This is a genomic window from Bacillus sp. FSL W8-1202, from assembly GCF_038006165.1.
In the GTDB taxonomy this organism is placed as follows: domain Bacteria; phylum Bacillota; class Bacilli; order Bacillales; family Bacillaceae; genus Bacillus; species Bacillus subtilis.
Map to the genome: position 1 here is coordinate 3,077,034 of NZ_JBBOUR010000001.1, position 18,263 is coordinate 3,095,296.

Consider the following 18,263-nt stretch of genomic DNA (forward strand, 5'->3'; position numbering starts at 1 on the left):
TCACAATTGATAAAGCCTTCTAATAGATGACCTCGCTGACAGCCATTTTCAGCTTTTTTGTTGTTTCATATGTAATCGCCTATTCTTATACAATACCATGTAGGTGGGCAATTGCCCTTGTTCTCCCAACTTATTAAAAATATAAGATAAATTGATTCTATGTTTACTAGCTCAAAGGGGTTTGTTACACTAACTGTCATGGGAAACATTTCAAGGTAATACAAAATCATTTGAATGGGGAGGCCTGATGAAGTTGAAAAATTTAGCGTCAATAAAATTCGGAATATGTGTTGGACTTTTATGTTTAAGCATTACTGGTTTCACACCTTTTTACGGCTCAACACATGCCGAAGCAAAATCCATAGAAGACACAAACATGGCAAGCTGTATAACGAATAAAAAATTTGTTCAACTTGAGAAAAAATTTGATGCCAGGCTTGGTGTTTATGCAATTGATACAGGTTCAAACAAGACAATCGCCTATCGGCCGAATGAGCGATTTGCTTACGCATCAACCTATAAAGTTCTAGCCGCAGCTGCTGTCCTGAAGAAAAACTCAATTGAAAAACTTAATGAAGTCATCCACTACAGCAAGGACGATCTTGTTACATATTCTCCTATCACAGAGAAACACCTAGATACAGGCATGAGCCTAAAAGAAATCTCGGAAGCGGCTATCCGTTACAGCGATAATACCGCTGGGAACATCTTGCTGCAACAGCTTGGCGGCCCTAAAGGTTTTGAAAAGTCACTGAAACAGATTGGGGATCATGTAACGAAAGCTAAACGATTCGAGACGGATCTAAACTCTGCGATTCCTGGTGATATTCGTGACACCAGCACCGCAAAAGCACTGGCAACCGATCTTAAAGCTTTCACTTTAGATAACACTCTCACGACTGACAAACGCACGATCTTAACCGATTGGATGCGAGGCAATGCTACTGGTGACGAACTGATTCGGGCAGGCGCTCCAATAGGATGGGAAGTCGGCGATAAATCTGGAGCCGGAAGCTACGGGACACGTAACGACATTGCTATCGTTTGGCCGCCTAACAGAGCTCCTATTGTTTTGGCAATTCTGTCAAACCGCTTTACGAAAGATGCTAATTATGATAATGCTCTTATCGCTGAGGCTGCAAAAGTCGTCCTTAACGATCTCAAATAATATGTTTAGCCTTTTGCCACAAAGGAAAAGACATTACTTTTTTAACCCCTACCGTTCATTTTTTGATGAACGGTTCTTTCATAGGACCTCTAGAATCATATATTTAAACACCACAAAATTAAACGTTATTATAATTAACGGCAAGTTTTCATTTTATGGAACAAGTAAAGTTTGACCTGACAAGAATTAAGATTAAGCACCCTAAAATCCGTTTTCTTTCCTTCCAAGAATATACTCCTTAGTGCAAGCCATTATAAAGAAGTGAACATACAATGCAGACAACTCTCTTAAGTCTCTTATTCTGTGATCAATTTGTAATACTCATTGATATTCGGACTCTCTTCCCAATATTTCGTCTCGTTCGAAGACACTAACATATCAAACCACTTGAATTAACATAACTGAACTTGATATTGGTCACTGGCAGTTTCAATGCAATAGAACAACATTTGTTGTCTCAGAGGTTATCTATATGAGAATTCAACAATTTTTTTATAATAATTCATATTTTTGTATCGTTGCACTTGGTGGATTTGACTCTTTTAGTGTATGGAACCACACTTTTATTTTTTCACCTCTTTTGAGATCATCTGTGTTATCAATCTCACTTAATCCTACAATTACTATGTTATTTTTAAACTTGTTCATAAGTTGTCCTTCAGAAAGATCGTAATCTTCTTTTACTGGAGTTTCTGTAGTGGTAATGAGAATTGCCCTATTATTGTCTTTAAGCACGACATAGCCTACTAGGCTCTGCATCTTTGTTTCGTCTCCGTTTTGTTCATTTTTATTGCAGCCTGCAAGGAAAATAATGAGCACTATCAAGCTTACTCCGATTTTCGGCAACCTTTCTCCCTCCCGTCATGTTTAACAATCTCACTCCATAACTACATATCAATAAACTGTAGTGTAAATCTATCCAGAAACTTCTTCATTTTCTCATATTGAATCTTTTACAAGCTGGTAATACACAGACTAAATCGGGTAAAAATTCGTAGAGGTGATTTCATTGAATGATGATCATAAAGTAACTCATTACTCTTCATTTATTTTTTCAACAATCATGGTATTGGCGGTCGCCATCTTTCCACAATACACTTCTTGGTTTGTAACAGTTTTCTTCTTGGGTTTTGCACTTATCTATACATTCGAAAAACATAAAACAAGTTCTTCAAAAGCAATATCTTATATTTCGTATTTTTTATTCATTGTTTCATTGACTTACACTTTAGTTAATATGTAATAGTAATCCTCCCTTTGTGGGAGGATTTTTTGTTTAAGCTTATTTCTAGGCTGCTTTTGGGCCACCTCTATCTATAATGATAAAACTATCTGAACCATTTTTTTCTTCCGATCTTTGTCTTCGTAAATAGCAACATTTTGGCGTGTCATTAATGTAATACCGGCCATTTTAAACTCTTTTTGATCTTTATAATAAACAACAGGGACATTCACCAAACGGATCTACTTCTTTTTGTTCTTTCTCAAATGTTTGTATGTGGTTGTCTTCGAACCATACCCTTACTCTTATTCCGCTAAAATCGAGATTTTTACTTTTTATGATCCATTATTCACTTTCAAAATAACTTCCAATCACAGCATAATATATGTATAAATTGTTAATGGAGTTGATGTAATTGAAGATTAGGAAAATCTTATTGAGTTCTGCTTTATCCTTTGGCATGCTCATATCCGCGATTCCCGCATTGGCTGCTGGCACTTCGTCTGAGGTTGCAGTAAAAAGTGATGAATATGATTATGACACTATATACCGCATTAGTCCTCTGCCAATGGACTTCCAGCCAACAATAGAATACAACGGTTATACTTATACGCTTACACGTCATTATTTTGATTACTCAATCGGGTTTTACACGGCTATTTATACAAAAGTTGTTTAAATTTATAAAGGAGCTTTTTAGCTCCTTTTTCTCTTGTTTTAAGCACAAATACAAGTTTAAATGCTGGTAATAAACAATTCACTTTAAAGAAGTGCCGCCCGCAAAATGCGGCTTTTGCACACTACGCCAATTTTATATAGAAAAGCCAGACCTCCTCCAAGAGGTTCCAGCTTTTCTTAATGTGCTATCGATCTTCGTTAGTTCAACGGGAACTTTATCATTCGGTACAATTGCAGCCTCCCAACTTCTAGTTAGGGCTGGTGGGGAATATCTGATGGCTCTCTACACACATCAGACATTATAAGATTTCAATGTAGCCTTCTGTACCATGAACGCGAATTCGTTGCCCATCTTTTATCAGCTTGGCAGCATTTTCAACGCCAACAACTGCAGGTAAGCCATATTCACGGGCTATAACAGCTCCATGGGTCATCAGCCCCCCAACTTCGGTGACTAGGCCTTTTATGGATACAAACAATGGTGTCCAGCTTGGATCGGTAAAGGAGGTAACTAATATATCTCCATCTTCTAAATCAGCATCTTCCATGTTTAAAATGACACGCGCTCGCCCCTCTATCACTCCGGAGGAAACAGGTAGACCTACAATCGCTCCGGCTGGGAGATTTTCTCGTTTATACTCACCTGTAACGATTTCACCATCAGACGTGATAACACGTGGTGGAGATAGTTTTTCATATAATGTGTACTCGTCTTTTCGTGTACTGATGATTTGATAATCCAGTTTATGTGTGCGTACGACTTCGTGAAGTTCTTCAAAAGTGAGATAGTATATATCTTCTTTTTCATGAATAACGCCCGCTTCTATGAGTTGTTCGGCTTCTTTCAGTAAAGCCTGCTTATAAACGAAGTATCGATTAATCATGCTATATTTTGGATATTCCCTGAACCCGCTGAAATTCCGGATGATATCTATCATTCGTTTTGTTTCTTTGGCTTTTTGTTCACCATCCGGTAATTGCTTCAATCGATCTAATAACTCTTGTTCTTTCTTCAAAGCTTCCTGTCGCCCTTGCTCAAATTTCCGATGGCTGGCATTAGGCTCACTGCTATTGATATTATTAAGAATCATTGGGATAAGTGTAGTTGGTTTTTCGCTCCATCGAGTTCTTGTAATATCAATTTCTCCGGTACATCGCATTCCGTATTTGCTGAGATAATCATAGATCGCGTCTCGGGTTTTGCTTCCGCCATCAAACTTAGCCAGTTCATCCAAAAAATTATCATCTTTTACATGTTGTAAGTAATCAATTACCTCTGGATAAGGACGAATCACATCTGCGACGTCTAATAGCGCAAGACCCATTTCTGAAGTAATATTATGGGGTACAGATTGAGAAAGCGTATCTGCTGCGTTTTTTTCACCTAACCACTCGTTCATTTTTTCGTTAATCCATAATGAAGCATTCATAGCAGTTCGAATCACAACAGAACTTTCTGGGTTAAATAAAATCTTCTTTAATTCCTGGATATCTTCCAGAATAAAACGAAATAAATCTGATCCTGATTTCGTTTGGATGTTTTGTTTTAACTCTTCTATCGATGTTTGACTGCTCTCAATCAAATCAGACACGATTGTCGGATCGTTTTCAACTTGAGCCGGCATATCTGCATTGCCTCTGCTGGGATTTGGTGCTGTTTTATCATTTGGTATCGACTTTATGAAATCTCGTCGCTTTATTATGGTCATAAGTGCGTCTTTTAAGAGCTGATCGTGCTGCCCCATGCCTTTTAAGAAAACTTCTCTGCTGTCAGGGGATGCCAGATGATGTGTGACATCAACAAATAGCCTTCCACCGGCTTTACGCATGGGTGCAGCAGTCGTCAACAGAAAAAAAGACAATCCTAGTGGTTTTATGGGATCCGTCATCATTTGTTGATGACCAACAGAAATATAGACGTGATTTTCTTGGTCACTCGCTTCAGGGATGGGGAATAAAGTAGTGATTGGACGACTCTGTACAATATAAAAAGTATCGCGGGCCAAACACCATTCGATATCTTGCGGCTGGCCGAAATGAGCTTCGATCTGTCTTCCAATGCGTGCCAGCTGTAAAATTTGTTCATCAGTCAGTGTTTGAGCCTTTTGCTGATCAGAATCGATCTGATGTGTTTCTGTTCCGCCTTCTTTTCGTCCGTAGATAGCCAATTTTTTAGTTGCTATTCTCTTATCGATGATTTGCCCATCCTGTACTTTATAACAATCGGCAGATACCAAGCCGGAAACCAGTGCTTCACCAAGTCCAAAACCGGCATCGATGGATAACACCTTTCGGCTTGAGGTAATCGGATCAGCGGTAAATAAAATCCCCGAAGCCTGAGGGAAAACCATCCTTTGAACGATAACGGATAAATAGACTTGGCTGTGGTCAAATCCATTTTGCATACGGTAAATAACCGCGCGATCCGTAAATAGGGACGCCCAGCATTTACTGATATGCTGCAAGATTGCATCGACGCCGATAATATTTAAATAGGTGTCTTGTTGACCGGCAAAAGAAGCATGTGGTAAATCTTCGGCAGTTGCACTAGAACGCACGGCATAGGCATGTTCCTCGCCAAACTGGGAGAGATAGTGAGCCACTGCTTTCACAACATCGGAAGGAATGTCTACTTCCATAATGATTTGCCGAATCTTCCGGCTGATGTTACCAATCTGATCTCGGTCCTCAACTTTTAGCATTGCCAACTGATCCAACAACTCTTGTAACGTTTCGTTTTGTTCGATGGCTTTTTGATATCCTACTGTTGTGACACAAAATCCTTCTGGTACTTGTATACCTTGAATTTTTGATAATTCCCCTAAATGTAACCCTTTTCCTCCAACGAGCGAAAACTGTGTTTTTTCAATTTCATGTAAACCGAGAACCAAAGAACTCATTCTACATCTCCCCTTCAAAAAAAATATTGACAAGAGCTTCCTAGCAGGATATAATAAAATTATAAGATGGATATCTATAACTTTTTAACTAGAAAGCGCACGTAGTGTGATTATATCACCGTGTCTGTTTTTGTGCAATATAAAAAGAACCTGGGCAATTTCACCAGGTTCTTTTCTTAATTTCCATAGCTAGTCGCATTAAAAAACTTGGTTTGAGCTGATTCAATCCTCTAAGGAAATCCTAAAGTTGGGTTCTTTTTGAACTTACTTGCTTTGTTCGTAGAGTCCCCATTCATAAATTGGACTTTTTGTTCTTAGCAGTCCCACCTTTAACTAGTATAAAGTTATGAGGATCTGGTTAACTACCAGATATTTTTATTTTGAATAAGGCTTATGTTTGATAAAGAAGGGTTATGTAAAGGTGTCTGTTGTGAGCAAGCGCTGACTACAAAAAATTGATAGCATTCTCATTTAAATACCATTCTATTAACCTATAGAAAAAGTTATAAAACCAGATGGAGAATACCCTACCTCCAGTAATTCCAAGGCCGTTCACCTAGTAGAAAACAACCTTTAACCATTACTAACGATTTTAATAATCATTGATTATAAAACTTCTCCAGGAACGATCATCAGCCCGTTAGCTACCCCTGATTAAAGATGATCTGCTACCACACTGTTACGTTAGAACTTCCACTACTTTGATATCCTTCTGTCGCCATGACTTGGTAAGCCCAATTACTGCCCAGATTCATTCCATGGCTCTTCCATGCGTTCACATGATTGCTGAAAGTGATTGTAGCGTTGCTTCCGGTTGGTCTCTTCGTCTGACGAACACTCCAGTACTGCGTAAAAGTAGTGCGATCGCCATCAATGGAAGGTGCGTTATAACGTGTAGTTGTATATATGTCATATGTACCCCCATCACTTTTTACAGTACCTTTATACGTTCCAGTAGGCCTATAAGTACCCCATGAATCCACTACATAATATTCTATGAGAGGCGATCTCGTCCAACCATATAAAGTTAAATATCCATTGCCATTCGGTGCCCAAACTCCGGCATTATAGTTTATCGTCCTAAATGGCGAACCTGTAGTCCAACCTTTACCAACAACAAAATTTCCGGTATTAGACCAATTAACACTGTAATTCCCGCCAGATCCATTAACAGCGTTTACTATACCGCCCCCATCAGTCCAATTTTGCCAGTAGTCTGTGCTAGCTGCAGAGGCGGTTGCCGAAAACAAGCTAATACTCATTAAAGCTGCCGATAATCCAACTAAGAAATTCTTTTTAAACTTAAACATATGTTACCTCCTATAATATTTTTTCCGACTTTGAGGTAGCACTCGTATACATTTAAAACATTCTTAATTACTAATGCCAAAGCTTTTGATCGTCCCCTTCAGTATAATACCACGAATTCATGAGTGAATATTAAAAGTATTTGTAATTTAATTACAAATACCTAGAAACACATTATAAGTGGTCTTCTTCCACCATATCCTGATCCTTTTTTCGTAGGATCACAATTCTTGTTTCTAATTCAGATGGAGTAATATCTGCAATGAATTCCCATTGAACCATTTCAAATAAAGGAGATACACATTAGAGATTGTGAAATTATTGTAGCTGCCGCTTGTCTAATGAAGGGAAGCAAATTTATGAAGAATATGAAGAACTGAAGAAGAAAACAATTAAGGTTATACTAAGAAAGAACTGCTCAATTAGAATTATTGACCAAAAATTTGAGGATGATAGCTTAGATCAGTTTTACAAAGAAGTTGCAAGATTGTTATTTGAAAGGACTCTGAAAAAGAAAAATAAGAATTGACAATCGGGGTAACTGTGGAATGTAACCGAGCCTCCAATTCAAAATAAATTTCTTTAAAATACTTATTTTATTTAAAGAGGGACTGTATATCCCTCTTTAAAATTAAGCTTTAGATTGCTGCTGAAAGTAATAAAAATTGTACTTTTGATCAAACCCTTCTTCGCTTCCACAAAGAAAAATAATGAATTCAATAAATGCGATAATAGACGGAATACCAGTCCAGCAAAACAAAATATATAGAATACCTTGTCCTACTCTTCCCAAATAAAACTTATGTATTCCCAGACCCCCGAAGAAAAATGCTAATAATGCCGCTACAATTTTGTTCTTCTTGCTTACCATGACTTCCTCCTAGTTCATTGCTACCATTTTTAAAGTAATGCTTTCACATTATAATGCATTTTCCGCCAGAAATCGTGAAAATTTTGAAATTCTTTTGAGATTTTTTATTTTATTGAGAAATGAAAGCTCATATAATTGAACTAGATGGTTTTGGGAGGCATTTATTCAAAATGTATTGCCAAAGATTACGGCAATTACGAAAGGCACACAAATTAACAATGGAACAGTTAGCTGAGAAAATTGGAATTGCAAAATCAAGTTACGGCGGGTATGAAGCTGAAAGCAAAAAACCACCATTGGACAAGTTGGTTATTTTAGCTAGACTATATGATGTTTCAGTTGATTACATACTTGGATTAACAGATGATCCTGATCCTAAAGTGGAAAGAAAAAATCTAAAAGAGTTTTTAGAAAAACCAGATATTCACTGGGATGGATATAAACTTACCCCTGAGATATTAGATCCTATACGGAAAATTTTGAAGTTGGTTACTGCAAACAACAATTAAAAAAGCCCTCATAAGGGCTTTTGCATAAAACAATTATTTCATTGAATTTTCTGGACTCATTTCAAGAAGTTTATTCATGATGATAGCTAAACTTTCACCAGCTTTTTGTAGCTTCTCACCTGCTTTTATCAGAGTAATTAAAGCACTTAAAAAGTCCACTAAGCTATTTTGATTTATTGCAACTGTTTCTTTATAAGCTTTGTAAGCTTCTTCAAACTGATCAAATTGCACACCTTTCATAGCAACAACAGCTAATTTATCTGAAATATTTCCATATGACTCTGTTAAACTAAAAAATCTTTTGACATTGATTAGTAAGGCAATGCACTTTAAATAATCGTGCCCCAGACCAATATGTAAATTGCCTGCAGCAAACAGCAAATCGTTCAAAACTGTGTACGGTTCACCATTCCTTGCAACTGTTTCAATCCCTTTAGAGAACATTAGAGGATTATTGCTTTAGGATTTCTTTCTGCAGTTGCTTTTCTAATTCATTCTTTTATGGTTGGAACTCCTCCAAATAGGACAGATGCTTGTGAGCAATGGTATTCAACTTGAGCATATTTTTTAACAGCTGAAAAAACTCCCAAAAGAATTAAACTTATAATTATTAAAGTGATTGTCCAGGCGTTATACTCTGTTGTTATTGCTGTTATCAAAGAAAACAAAAAGTTTAATATAGGTACAATTGTAAGTTTTGATTTAAAAAAGGTAAGTACAATGGTAGTTATAGCTGCTAAACAATTAATAACTATTATAAATATGTACAAATCCATTGGGCTTGTCAAGAAAAGTGTGTAAGTTATTCTAGATATTTCTTCACACGTTCCTTTAGGTGGTCATGAACTAATAGTTGATTCATGACCATAGCCCATTGCTGGATGCGTCCACCATCCCATTTCTTTTCTAATTCTTTTGTTCGTAAAAACAATATTTTTAATAGGGCATTCTCATGGGGGAATGCTCCTTTTTTCGTGACTTTTCGAAAGCTAGAGTGGATACTTTCAACGGCATTTGTAGTGTACATGATTTTACGAATATTACCACCATAATCGAAAAGTTGTTCCACATGAGAAAAGTTTCGTTTCCATACGTCTACAGCTCCAGGGTACGTAGACCACTGCTTTTCAAAAGATTCAAATGCACTGTGACAAGCCTTAAGGCTTGGAGCTCCATACACTTTCTTTAAGGCAGCAGTAAAAGGCTTGTAGTCTTTACTTGGTATATACTTAATCGAATTTCGAATTAAATGAACAATACATCTCTGTACGGTCACATCAGGAAAAATCGCACGTGCTCCTTCTTCCAGACCACTAACGCCATCCATTGAGAGAAAGAAGATATCTTCTACACCACGAGATTTGATTTCATCAAAAATTTGCATCCATTTATGTTTACTTTCCGTTTCATTCAACCACAAACCTAGAATGTCCTTTTTACCTTCTATGGTATATCCTAGTATTGTGTAAACGGCATACTTCTTCGTTTCATAGTCATTACGAATGGTTGTGTAAAGACAATCGACAAACACAAAAGGGTAACAGTTACTTAAGGGACGATTTTGCCACTCTTCTAAATTAGGAAGTACAGTATCCGTAATGTCGGATACCATTTCATGAGATACAGAAAAGCCATAGATGTCTTCTATCGTGGAAGAAATGTCTCGTTGTGACATTCCTCTGGCATACATCGAAATGACCTTATCCTCTATAGAGGATACATCTCTTTTACGCTTTGGAATCAACTGCGGTTCAAATGAACCATCACGATCACGGGGGACTGCAATTTCAACTTCTCCTGCCGTTGTTTTCACGATCTTTTTGCCATATCCATTTCTTCTATTTCTTGTTTCTTTTTCTCCCTTGTCATTGGATTCATAGCCCAAATGGTGATTCATTTCACCTTTTAGCATTGACTCAAACATGGGACCAAATATGTCTTTTAATGCTTCTTGCATATCTTCTACTGATTTAGGCTGATACTGTTCGATAATCTTGTTAGCTAATTCTACGGAGTTCGGATCTCTTTTCAATTTCCCCACTGAAACCACTCCTTTAGCTTTATACTTATTATTCTATCAAATAAAAAACTGTGTGAGTAAGGAACCGTACGCATTCCTTACTTACACAGTTAATATTACACTCCCAATCCATTTAGTTTCACACCTTTTGATTAAAAGGATTCTTTTATCTTAATGGCTCTCCCGAAGCTATATGCCAATGTAGATGCTTCGAATCCTGATATTCTCCCAAGTTTGTAAGTACTCTACAAGAACCGTTTTCTTTTGTTACCATAGCTGCAACCTTTTTTATCACACCAAGCAACTCAAGTAGTAGCTCGTTATCCCCTTCTTCCAAAGTTATTAAAGAAGAAATATGCTTTTTTGGAATTGCAACTATATGGACTGGCCAAAAAGGTCTTGTATGATGATACGCTAAGACATTCTCGGTTTCAAAGACTTTATTTACTTTTGTTTTTCCACTTAATACTTCATCGCAATAAAAATCTTCAGTCATTATTAATCCTCCCAACAGCGTTTAGCTTCGATCCTCATAGTCAATATATAAATTAATCCAATGCTCTTCTCGAGGATTTGGCTCTTTGTTAGTTATGTACCAGCCGTTAAAGTGGGCAATCAAATGAATCATTATTTTTCTGCTTGTCCTTTAGAATCCATACCTAATTGGGTAAAGCCACTTTTAGTGCTTAACGGATCTCCATCTCGGGGGTATCAAATTGTATAAGAGCTATATAGTATTTCCTAAGTCTGTACCAAAAGGTTATAGAGCCACCAAAGTGATCTCGATAGTGACTAACTTAAATTTTTGGTTTATAACTCTTTGATTTTAAATAGTCGGCAATTTCTTCCGCGCCAAATTCTTGACCTATTTGTCCTCTTTCTTTAAGCACCCTCTAAACCTCACAATAAAATGATTATTTTATTACTATTATACTACAATTTTCCATGGTCATACTAAACAAAAAGCAGTCTATTCAGATCTGTTCCTTAGCGTTTTCTTCTTTTAAATTTTTGTTTAGTTTGAAACCAATTAAGACATTGACAATAGCTGCTGGAAGATATAAAATTCCTGCACCCATTATTTCTAACGCGGTACTAGAACTCACTATAAATGCCTGCATTTCTGTGTTTCTTGACTTCAAGCTAAGTAATACGAGGAAACCAGCTAAAACACCCATAAGCCGTGCAATAACTGAAATAAAGAAATCTGTTAGGACTCCAAATAATAGCCCTATAAGCGATAGCACAATCCCGAAAAAGCTGGACAATAAAACTAAATTTTTAATGGCATTTCACCCCTTTTTAAAGCCGCTTCCATTCAACATACCCAAACCGCTTTTGATACCGGTCTTCCAGTATAGCAGCCCATTCAATCCATCCTTCCGCAATAAGACTTTTTTTCCTCGTTCTCAATCCACTCTATCCAATACACCTAAACCCCCTAACGCTTTACGACTTGAATTTCCCTTACCTCACATTGCACATTACACTTTGATTTAAGCTCATTTGCTACCTCAATGATTTCATACATTGTTTGCAATTTAGATGTTCCGTGGCGGTAGCTAGATGTCAAATAACCTTCCTCATCTAACTTTGATTTGAAGTATTCCTTGTTTTCAAACTGCAGTACATAAAAATAATCAAGCAAAGGTATAAATCAACCTCTTTTAAATAATTTTGTAATCCTCATTGCTAATGGCAGCAAACCAATTATCATGAAAAAGGCAATTGCATTAAGCTTATTTTTGAAAAACAGGCTGGCCAAATTCCTTTCCATGCCCGCCGCTGTTTCTTTATCCATGAGTTCTTTAAACTCTTCATCATAGACCTGATCAACAAAAATAAACTTAATGCCAGTCAACAATCCAACTCCAAGCCAGATAATTAAAAAATAAGCTAATCCAATCATTGTTTTCTTCCCTATATCGAACGAAATTTGGTATTCTTGAGTATGTTGAATAAGTTATGTAGGTGATCTTGTGGAAGAGAAATACAAACGGGTATAATACTTCAATCGTTTATGATTACAAAGAATATTCTGATGTAAAATACGGCCGCTGCGCCAATTGTGATTACACTTTGTTCAAAAGCTCTGCGAAGAGTGGAATATTCTTGCGTGAATGTCGGCGATGCGGTATAAAAAAGAGCATTTAGTTTAATGCTCTTTAGCCTGCCTAATCTTCTTCTGTACCAACCTCATATACTTTAATTACTGAAACTGTAGTTGATTTTTCATTTATCTTTAATGTTTCGGTTCCAACCTTTACCCCTTTAGCCGCTATAAAAACGGATTTCTTCGCAGATGGATTATTTTCGAGTTTATTTCTTATTTCCCAAGTTAAATCCTTAACAGCACGTCCAACAGTATTTATACCTGTATAACATTTTATAATGTCTCTATTTGCACCCCTCAAGAAAAAATAGGGATTTTCTGAAAATTTGAGACTCTTCCATTCCGACATCCAAAGATAGCCTAATACATAGAATGCGTTATCTACCTTTTTATTTTGTATATCAATTAAAAGTTTATCGTATGATTTAGTATTATAGAAAACGCACTGATCTTTTAATTCACTATATGTTTTCACTTGTGTTTCTTTGTCAAACTCTTTGAGCTCATTTCGTAATGCAAATAGAGATCTAACGCTAGCCAATTTTTCAATATTAGGTTTTATGGTAAATTTATTTGTTCTAGTTATTTTTATTGAAGATTTTTTTTGATCTGTATGGGGGGAGAGACCATCTACATTATTGGGGCCCTCTAATTCGAATAATGGAACTCTCCATTCGACCCCGTGATATTTGATTCTCTTTTTGTTAGCAGTTTTAATGTTAACGTATTCATTTATATAGTCGCAATCTACATGGTTATTAAGCTCACCTTTTGGGAGCTTACGGAGGAAAAATATGGCTTGGGATTCTTTCCACGTCCTCTATTATGACTTAACTTAGCCTTACAATTAGAAGTTGGACAATAAAAAATTTCACTTCTATCCTTCATTTCTTTAGTAACTTCTGTTGCCTTAATCGGTTCCAATTTACCATTTGATCCTTTAACTAAAGCTTCATAAATAGCAGTCCCTCTCCCCATAAAACAAGCCTCCATTTAATTTTTCGCTCACTTTCATACGAATAGGCATAAGAAAAGTTTCAATTCTTATAAAACACTTCTTTTATCTTGATTCTTTATGCTCTCGGATTAAGACACGTAATGTGTTATGTTAATGCATGACTGTATAAGGAGTGATACATTGCTAAAAGTTGCAAAAATTTCGGTTTCTTGCATTGCATTAGTCTTGTGCGTATACTCTCTGTTTAATCAAAATGAATTATTGTTGCTGGTAGTTCAATTGTTTGTTGCAGCCCTTTTATCAGTAGTCGGAGTTGAAGCGATATTAAGCAAACAAAAACTGTCTGGATATTTACTGTTTGGATCAGCAGCCTTCTTACTTGTTGTAAACGTTGTGAAATTCATGATTTAATTTAATGTGTTAATTTCGTAGGAATATGGAGTCCCAAAACCAATAAATAAGACCTGCAACAATACTCATAATGTAATAATTTAAGCTTCTGAATACAGTAAGAGCATTTGGCGGATAATCAACAGTCCAGAACAAAAACACAGCTAAAAAGGCTACTGCAATATAAATTAAAAAATTGTTCAAACTGAATTTTCTGGGCCTTCTTCTAAGCCACACTTGCAAAGGGACAGCAAATACCAAGTAAGTGATTAAAGCATAGAATCCTATGATGCCAATAGTGACTAATGCGATTGCCATAAAACCAGAGTAAGCAAACATATACAGACCAAAGATTAGACCAAATGATAAACTAGAGATTATCAGAGTATAAACATAACTGTTTAACAATCTATTAGGTAGCAAAAGTCTATCCTCCTGTCTTCAAGAAACCTTATTAATACAAAACTTTACTTAAGCCAAATAGCCTTAGTCGCATCCACTACTCTACATTTTTCATCAAGATATGGGGAGTGTAATATTAACTGTGTAAGTAAGGAATGCGTACGGTTCCTTACTCACACAGTTTTTTATTTGATAGAATAATAAGTATAAAGCTAAAGGAGTGGTTTCAGTGGGGAAATTGAAAAGAGATCCGAACTCCGTAGAATTAGCTAACAAGATTATCGAACAGTATCAGCCTAAATCAGTAGAAGATATGCAAGAAGCATTAAAAGACATATTTGGTCCCATGTTTGAGTCAATGCTAAAAGGTGAAATGAATCACCATTTGGGCTATGAATCCAATGACAAGGGAGAAAAAGAAACAAGAAATAGAAGAAATGGATATGGCAAAAAGATCGTGAAAACAACGGCAGGAGAAGTTGAAATTGCAGTCCCCCGTGATCGTGATGGTTCATTTGAACCGCAGTTGATTCCAAAGCGTAAAAGAGATGTATCCTCTATAGAGGATAAGGTCATTTCGATGTATGCCAGAGGAATGTCACAACGAGACATTTCTTCCACGATAGAAGACATCTATGGCTTTTCTGTATCTCATGAAATGGTATCCGACATTACGGATACTGTACTTCCTAATTTAGAAGAGTGGCAAAATCGTCCCTTAAGTAACTGTTACCCTTTTGTGTTTGTCGATTGTCTTTACACAACCATTCGTAATGACTATGAAACGAAGAAGTATGCCGTTTACACAATACTAGGATATACCATAGAAGGTAAAAAGGACATTCTAGGTTTGTGGTTGAATGAAACGGAAAGTAAACATAAATGGATGCAAATTTTTGATGAAATCAAATCTCGTGGTGTAGAAGATATCTTCTTTCTCTCAATGGATGGCGTTAGTGGTCTGGAAGAAGGAGCACGTGCGATTTTTCCTGATGTGACCGTACAGAGATGTATTGTTCATTTAATTCGAAATTCGATTAAGTATATACCAAGTAAAGACTACAAGCCTTTTACTGCTGCCTTAAAGAAAGTGTATGGAGCTCCAAGCCTTAAGGCTTGTCACAGTGCATTTGAATCTTTTGAAAAGCAGTGGTCTACGTACCCTGGAGCTGTAGACGTATGGAAACGAAACTTTTCTCATGTGGAACAACTTTTCGATTATGGTGGTAATATTCGTAAAATCATGTACACTACAAATGCCGTTGAAAGTATCCACTCTAGCTTTCGAAAAGTCACGAAAAAAGGAGCATTCCCCCATGAGAATGCCCTATTAAAAATATTGTTTTTACGAACAAAAGAATTAGAAAAGAAATGGGATGGTGGACGCATCCAGCAATGGGCTATGGTCATGAATCAACTATTAGTTCATGACCACCTAAAGGAACGTGTGAAGAAATATCTAGAATAACTTACACACTTTTCTTGACAAGCCCAAGATATGCATATTTTCTCTCCCACTCGCTTTTTCTCCAAGCCTCTTGATTTGCAAACGATGATTTAATTGGTTTTGGGTACTCATCCTTTGACCAGCCGTCTTCAATATGGTTTAACTTAGGGTCATTATCATCGTAATACTTATACCAAACAGTAATCATTTTTAACATTATTGCCCCCTGCTTCTCTTTAAAATCGTAGTTTTATTGATTTATAATATCCATTATTTCTTCTTTAAGGGTATAGTACTGTACCCGATCATTAATATTGAATATTTCGAGTATTTTATTTGCATTCTTTTGCATCTGTTCTAGTTGAAATGTGTACGCATCTTTTTCAGCAACTTGTCCAAAATAAGTTTCTAAGTTACCGTCAATTTTAGTAATACCAATTTCATCATCAAACAACTTGTGTTCGATCTGCCATCCATGGCGAATTTCATGATATATATTACCTATGAGTCCTAGCACCTCATTAGCATCAGTTTCGAGATTCTCATAAATGAACAGGAATATTTTAATCCTCTTTTTTTCACCTAAAGTTATACCGCTTACCACTTCGCTACCATTTAATATCTGCTCGTAGGTTTCCTCTGATAAATCAGGTTTGTTTTTCCTTTCATACTCTAGCCTGTTAGCAGATATATATGGGTCTATAGTGAAATTCAATTTTTTATATTCAGTATCAAGTAAATCAATACATTTATTTATTCTAATCTTTAATTTTTGATTAATATTATTTCTTATCTTCACATAAACTCTCCTTTATTCAGTTTTCGAAATTTTATTCGAATTCCAAAAATCCTAATCTTACCAATCCATTTTTTAAATACTTGTGTAAGGGACGCTTAGTTGCTATAAAATATGCATCATCATCTTTGTTATTTGGATTGTCACCTAATGAATTTCTCATTGACATAAAACTGTCGAGTGCTGAATTATAAACGTCTCCATTAAGTTCTCGTCCAATATACATTATAGTTTGAATTGTTTTTAAGTCCTCAAATTCTATACGCCCTAATAATCTATATAACTCAACCTCTTTTTCTTTGTAATCTTGGGTGCTTTTTTCTCTTTCTTCTGAAATCATAATAACATTTTTAATTAACGGAAGTTTGTCATCTAAAAGACTATATATAGTTATTGTCATGCTTAATTCCCCTTTGCTTCAAAAGTAATAAAACATTCAATAAAAATCGTGATCCTTTCCAACGATTTTACCCTCAGCAACAGGTTTAATTACGATCACTTGTGGAATATCAACAGCTTGTTCAGTTCAATATCTCTGGATAGTTTCCTGATAGTGGTCTTTCTTTCGGTTAAAATGGGTTTCAAATTTTATTTAATAAGTGTTCTCACTTCCAATCTATATTGTTTTTTTAGTCTAAAAGACTAAAATTCAAATCATTGATAATTGCGTTAACCGTAACTGAATTACTTCCTGAATCACAAAAATTCTTAATATCTGTCCACAAAGGCCATCCATCAACTGTTTCTAAAGAAGATATATAATCACCATCCAACACTTCAACTTCATCAATAAAATAATATTTATTTAACATTTTATAGTGATGATAAAATTCATTTTGGGTCAGTCCAGCTACACGGCGAACTTCTTCGACTGAAAACACGGCATTCTCAGACCTCTCTATCATTATAGAAAAGACACTGCGTGTGTCTGGCACCAATTTCTTTAATTTGTCTGCTTCATTATTAACTATAATGACCATTTCTCTTAATTCTTCTTCATTATTGCCCCACTGTAAAATGTTATTTGCCGCCTCTAGGGATTGGCAAAAGTTGATAGTCTGCTTTTCTGTAAGATCCTCTATAGAACTTTCTAGTTTTGATACGGCATCTGCAAATTTTTTCTCATGATTTTTTTCATTTCTTGAAGTTTTTCAACTGGATATTTATCAACATTGTTAGTTATTTTGTGATGATCAAGACACAACATCATTAAATTGTCAAAATCTCTTCTCTCCTCATTGGTTTGATTCGGATTGAACCTTTCGCCTCCTGGCATTGCTGCTTCAATATGACAAATCTCTCCCAATAATTCTCCATCAGAACTTATTATCATCTTTTTACAACCTTCAAACGCGCATTGGTTTCCAGACGTTAAATATAGCCTCCTTTTAGTTTCTGTGGTCGGTTCAAGTCTCTTTACTTTTTCATACATCCTGTATTCCCCTTTCCTTACTATAATTAGTTTTATTAGCAATCCTCTG

Annotated in this window: 24 protein-coding genes and 1 pseudogene; 7 read left to right on the forward strand and 18 right to left on the reverse strand. The window is 36.0% G+C overall.

The features are described 5' to 3' along the window. The first annotated feature begins 247 nt into the window (after positions 1 to 247). Positions 248 to 1,168 (forward strand): class A beta-lactamase, encoded by a 921-nt coding sequence (gene bla, locus NSQ09_RS16015; RefSeq protein ID WP_122895459.1) that lies wholly within the window; start codon positions 248 to 250, stop codon positions 1,166 to 1,168. A 492-nt stretch (positions 1,169 to 1,660) separates the two neighbouring features. Here bla and NSQ09_RS16025 read toward each other — a convergent pair whose 3' ends face one another. Next, a complete protein-coding gene (locus NSQ09_RS16025) occupies positions 1,661 to 2,014 on the reverse strand; it encodes a DUF3221 domain-containing protein (RefSeq protein WP_046663317.1) in 354 nt (117 codons plus the stop codon). Positions 2,015 to 2,177: 163 nt separating this feature from the next. Here NSQ09_RS16025 and NSQ09_RS23110 point away from each other — a divergent pair, with 163 nt between their 5' ends. Both NSQ09_RS23110 and NSQ09_RS16030 read left to right on the forward strand, forming a co-directional pair. Continuing rightward, a complete protein-coding gene (locus tag NSQ09_RS23110; RefSeq protein WP_044052516.1) occupies positions 2,178 to 2,411 on the forward strand; it encodes a hypothetical protein in 234 nt (77 codons plus the stop codon). A 394-nt stretch (positions 2,412 to 2,805) separates the two neighbouring features. Then, a complete protein-coding gene (locus NSQ09_RS16030) occupies positions 2,806 to 3,069 on the forward strand; it encodes a hypothetical protein (protein ID WP_160221638.1) in 264 nt (87 codons plus the stop codon). A gap of 298 nt (positions 3,070 to 3,367) precedes the next feature. Here the strand turns inward: NSQ09_RS16030 and ppsA are convergent, their stop codons facing one another. The 3 genes from ppsA to NSQ09_RS16045 form a co-directional block, all read right to left on the reverse strand. Further along, positions 3,368 to 5,968 carry a phosphoenolpyruvate synthase gene (gene ppsA, locus NSQ09_RS16035; RefSeq protein WP_341032012.1) on the reverse strand — a complete coding sequence of 867 codons (2,601 nt, stop codon included), beginning with the start codon at positions 5,966 to 5,968 and terminating at the stop codon, positions 3,368 to 3,370. Positions 5,969 to 6,636: 668 nt separating this feature from the next. Continuing rightward, the gene (gene xynA, locus NSQ09_RS16040; protein ID WP_015251938.1) at positions 6,637 to 7,278 is read right to left on the reverse strand and encodes an endo-1,4-beta-xylanase XynA; all 642 of its coding nucleotides are present in this window, start codon (positions 7,276 to 7,278) and stop codon (positions 6,637 to 6,639) included. 629 nt (positions 7,279 to 7,907) lie between these two features. Then, positions 7,908 to 8,147 (reverse strand): TM2 domain-containing protein, encoded by a 240-nt coding sequence (locus NSQ09_RS16045; RefSeq protein WP_003231362.1) that lies wholly within the window; start codon positions 8,145 to 8,147, stop codon positions 7,908 to 7,910. A gap of 170 nt (positions 8,148 to 8,317) precedes the next feature. Here NSQ09_RS16045 and NSQ09_RS16050 point away from each other — a divergent pair, with 170 nt between their 5' ends. After that, entirely contained in the window at positions 8,318 to 8,656 is a 339-nt protein-coding gene (locus NSQ09_RS16050; protein ID WP_009967401.1) for a helix-turn-helix domain-containing protein, read from the forward strand. Positions 8,657 to 8,689: 33 nt separating this feature from the next. Here the strand turns inward: NSQ09_RS16050 and NSQ09_RS16055 are convergent, their stop codons facing one another. The 6 genes and pseudogenes from NSQ09_RS16055 to NSQ09_RS16080 form a co-directional block, all read right to left on the reverse strand. Beyond that, on the reverse strand, positions 8,690 to 9,046 hold the full coding sequence (locus NSQ09_RS16055) for a hypothetical protein (protein ID WP_004399488.1): 357 nt from the start codon (positions 9,044 to 9,046) through the stop codon (positions 8,690 to 8,692). A 412-nt stretch (positions 9,047 to 9,458) separates the two neighbouring features. Continuing rightward, positions 9,459 to 10,706, reverse strand: coding sequence for an IS256-like element ISBsu2 family transposase (locus tag NSQ09_RS16060; RefSeq protein ID WP_031600262.1), 1,248 nt, complete (start codon positions 10,704 to 10,706; stop codon positions 9,459 to 9,461). A gap of 136 nt (positions 10,707 to 10,842) precedes the next feature. Further along, positions 10,843 to 11,172: an HIT domain-containing protein gene (locus tag NSQ09_RS16065; protein WP_029318060.1), complete on the reverse strand. Its 330-nt coding sequence runs from the start codon at positions 11,170 to 11,172 to the stop codon at positions 10,843 to 10,845. Between the two features lie 806 nt (positions 11,173 to 11,978). Beyond that, positions 11,979 to 12,108 (reverse strand): annotated as a pseudogene (locus NSQ09_RS16070) (hypothetical protein). Positions 12,109 to 12,117: 9 nt separating this feature from the next. After that, on the reverse strand, positions 12,118 to 12,330 hold the full coding sequence (locus tag NSQ09_RS16075; RefSeq protein WP_033883988.1) for a hypothetical protein: 213 nt from the start codon (positions 12,328 to 12,330) through the stop codon (positions 12,118 to 12,120). Positions 12,331 to 12,333: 3 nt separating this feature from the next. Next, positions 12,334 to 12,585 carry a hypothetical protein gene (locus NSQ09_RS16080; protein WP_029727209.1) on the reverse strand — a complete coding sequence of 84 codons (252 nt, stop codon included), beginning with the start codon at positions 12,583 to 12,585 and terminating at the stop codon, positions 12,334 to 12,336. Between the two features lie 65 nt (positions 12,586 to 12,650). Here NSQ09_RS16080 and NSQ09_RS16085 point away from each other — a divergent pair, with 65 nt between their 5' ends. Then, positions 12,651 to 12,830, forward strand: coding sequence for a hypothetical protein (locus tag NSQ09_RS16085; RefSeq protein ID WP_341032523.1), 180 nt, complete (start codon positions 12,651 to 12,653; stop codon positions 12,828 to 12,830). A 20-nt stretch (positions 12,831 to 12,850) separates the two neighbouring features. On the opposite strand, the gene NSQ09_RS16090 is transcribed toward NSQ09_RS16085, so the two are convergent. Continuing rightward, complete coding sequence (locus NSQ09_RS16090) at positions 12,851 to 13,264, reverse strand: hypothetical protein (RefSeq protein ID WP_341032015.1); 414 nt, start codon at positions 13,262 to 13,264, stop codon at positions 12,851 to 12,853. A gap of 272 nt (positions 13,265 to 13,536) precedes the next feature. Continuing rightward, entirely contained in the window at positions 13,537 to 13,767 is a 231-nt protein-coding gene (locus NSQ09_RS16095) for a hypothetical protein (RefSeq protein ID WP_341032017.1), read from the reverse strand. Positions 13,768 to 13,927: 160 nt separating this feature from the next. Between NSQ09_RS16095 and NSQ09_RS16100 the strand changes: the two genes are divergently transcribed. Then, a complete protein-coding gene (locus tag NSQ09_RS16100) occupies positions 13,928 to 14,158 on the forward strand; it encodes a membrane protein (RefSeq protein ID WP_029727207.1) in 231 nt (76 codons plus the stop codon). Between the two features lie 9 nt (positions 14,159 to 14,167). Here NSQ09_RS16100 and NSQ09_RS16105 read toward each other — a convergent pair whose 3' ends face one another. Beyond that, complete coding sequence (locus NSQ09_RS16105; RefSeq protein WP_029727206.1) at positions 14,168 to 14,560, reverse strand: UPF0715 family protein; 393 nt, start codon at positions 14,558 to 14,560, stop codon at positions 14,168 to 14,170. A gap of 199 nt (positions 14,561 to 14,759) precedes the next feature. Here NSQ09_RS16105 and NSQ09_RS16110 point away from each other — a divergent pair, with 199 nt between their 5' ends. Then, on the forward strand, positions 14,760 to 16,007 hold the full coding sequence (locus tag NSQ09_RS16110) for an IS256-like element ISBsu2 family transposase (RefSeq protein ID WP_031600262.1): 1,248 nt from the start codon (positions 14,760 to 14,762) through the stop codon (positions 16,005 to 16,007). Position 16,008: 1 nt separating this feature from the next. Here the strand turns inward: NSQ09_RS16110 and NSQ09_RS16115 are convergent, their stop codons facing one another. The 5 genes from NSQ09_RS16115 to NSQ09_RS16135 form a co-directional block, all read right to left on the reverse strand. Beyond that, entirely contained in the window at positions 16,009 to 16,203 is a 195-nt protein-coding gene (locus NSQ09_RS16115; protein WP_341032021.1) for a hypothetical protein, read from the reverse strand. Between the two features lie 33 nt (positions 16,204 to 16,236). Beyond that, positions 16,237 to 16,785, reverse strand: coding sequence for a hypothetical protein (locus tag NSQ09_RS16120; protein WP_029727204.1), 549 nt, complete (start codon positions 16,783 to 16,785; stop codon positions 16,237 to 16,239). A gap of 31 nt (positions 16,786 to 16,816) precedes the next feature. Next, the gene (locus tag NSQ09_RS16125; protein ID WP_029727203.1) at positions 16,817 to 17,182 is read right to left on the reverse strand and encodes a DUF3775 domain-containing protein; all 366 of its coding nucleotides are present in this window, start codon (positions 17,180 to 17,182) and stop codon (positions 16,817 to 16,819) included. Between the two features lie 229 nt (positions 17,183 to 17,411). Then, on the reverse strand, positions 17,412 to 17,762 hold the full coding sequence (locus NSQ09_RS16130) for a hypothetical protein (RefSeq protein WP_337298895.1): 351 nt from the start codon (positions 17,760 to 17,762) through the stop codon (positions 17,412 to 17,414). Between the two features lie 110 nt (positions 17,763 to 17,872). Beyond that, the gene (locus NSQ09_RS16135) at positions 17,873 to 18,214 is read right to left on the reverse strand and encodes a hypothetical protein (RefSeq protein ID WP_337298896.1); all 342 of its coding nucleotides are present in this window, start codon (positions 18,212 to 18,214) and stop codon (positions 17,873 to 17,875) included. Between the last annotated feature and the right edge of the window lie 49 nt (positions 18,215 to 18,263).

Excerpts from the sequence above, each read along its gene's own strand:
- bla (WP_122895459.1), top strand. The coding sequence starts at position 248 with ATGAAGTTGAAAAATTTAGCGTCAATAAAATTCGGAATATGTGTTGGA.
- ppsA (WP_341032012.1), bottom strand. The coding sequence starts at position 5,968 with ATGAGTTCTTTGGTTCTCGGTTTACATGAAATTGAAAAAACACAGTTT.
- xynA (WP_015251938.1), bottom strand. The coding sequence starts at position 7,278 with ATGTTTAAGTTTAAAAAGAATTTCTTAGTTGGATTATCGGCAGCTTTA.
- NSQ09_RS16045 (WP_003231362.1), bottom strand. The coding sequence starts at position 8,147 with ATGGTAAGCAAGAAGAACAAAATTGTAGCGGCATTATTAGCATTTTTC.
- NSQ09_RS16050 (WP_009967401.1), top strand. The coding sequence starts at position 8,318 with ATGTATTGCCAAAGATTACGGCAATTACGAAAGGCACACAAATTAACA.
- NSQ09_RS16065 (WP_029318060.1), bottom strand. The coding sequence starts at position 11,172 with ATGACTGAAGATTTTTATTGCGATGAAGTATTAAGTGGAAAAACAAAA.
- NSQ09_RS16080 (WP_029727209.1), bottom strand. The coding sequence starts at position 12,585 with ATGATTGGATTAGCTTATTTTTTAATTATCTGGCTTGGAGTTGGATTG.
- NSQ09_RS16095 (WP_341032017.1), bottom strand. The coding sequence starts at position 13,767 with ATGGGGAGAGGGACTGCTATTTATGAAGCTTTAGTTAAAGGATCAAAT.
- NSQ09_RS16115 (WP_341032021.1), bottom strand. The coding sequence starts at position 16,203 with ATGTTAAAAATGATTACTGTTTGGTATAAGTATTACGATGATAATGAC.
- NSQ09_RS16125 (WP_029727203.1), bottom strand. The coding sequence starts at position 17,182 with ATGACAATAACTATATATAGTCTTTTAGATGACAAACTTCCGTTAATT.
- NSQ09_RS16130 (WP_337298895.1), bottom strand. The coding sequence starts at position 17,762 with ATGGTCATTATAGTTAATAATGAAGCAGACAAATTAAAGAAATTGGTG.
- NSQ09_RS16135 (WP_337298896.1), bottom strand. The coding sequence starts at position 18,214 with ATGTATGAAAAAGTAAAGAGACTTGAACCGACCACAGAAACTAAAAGG.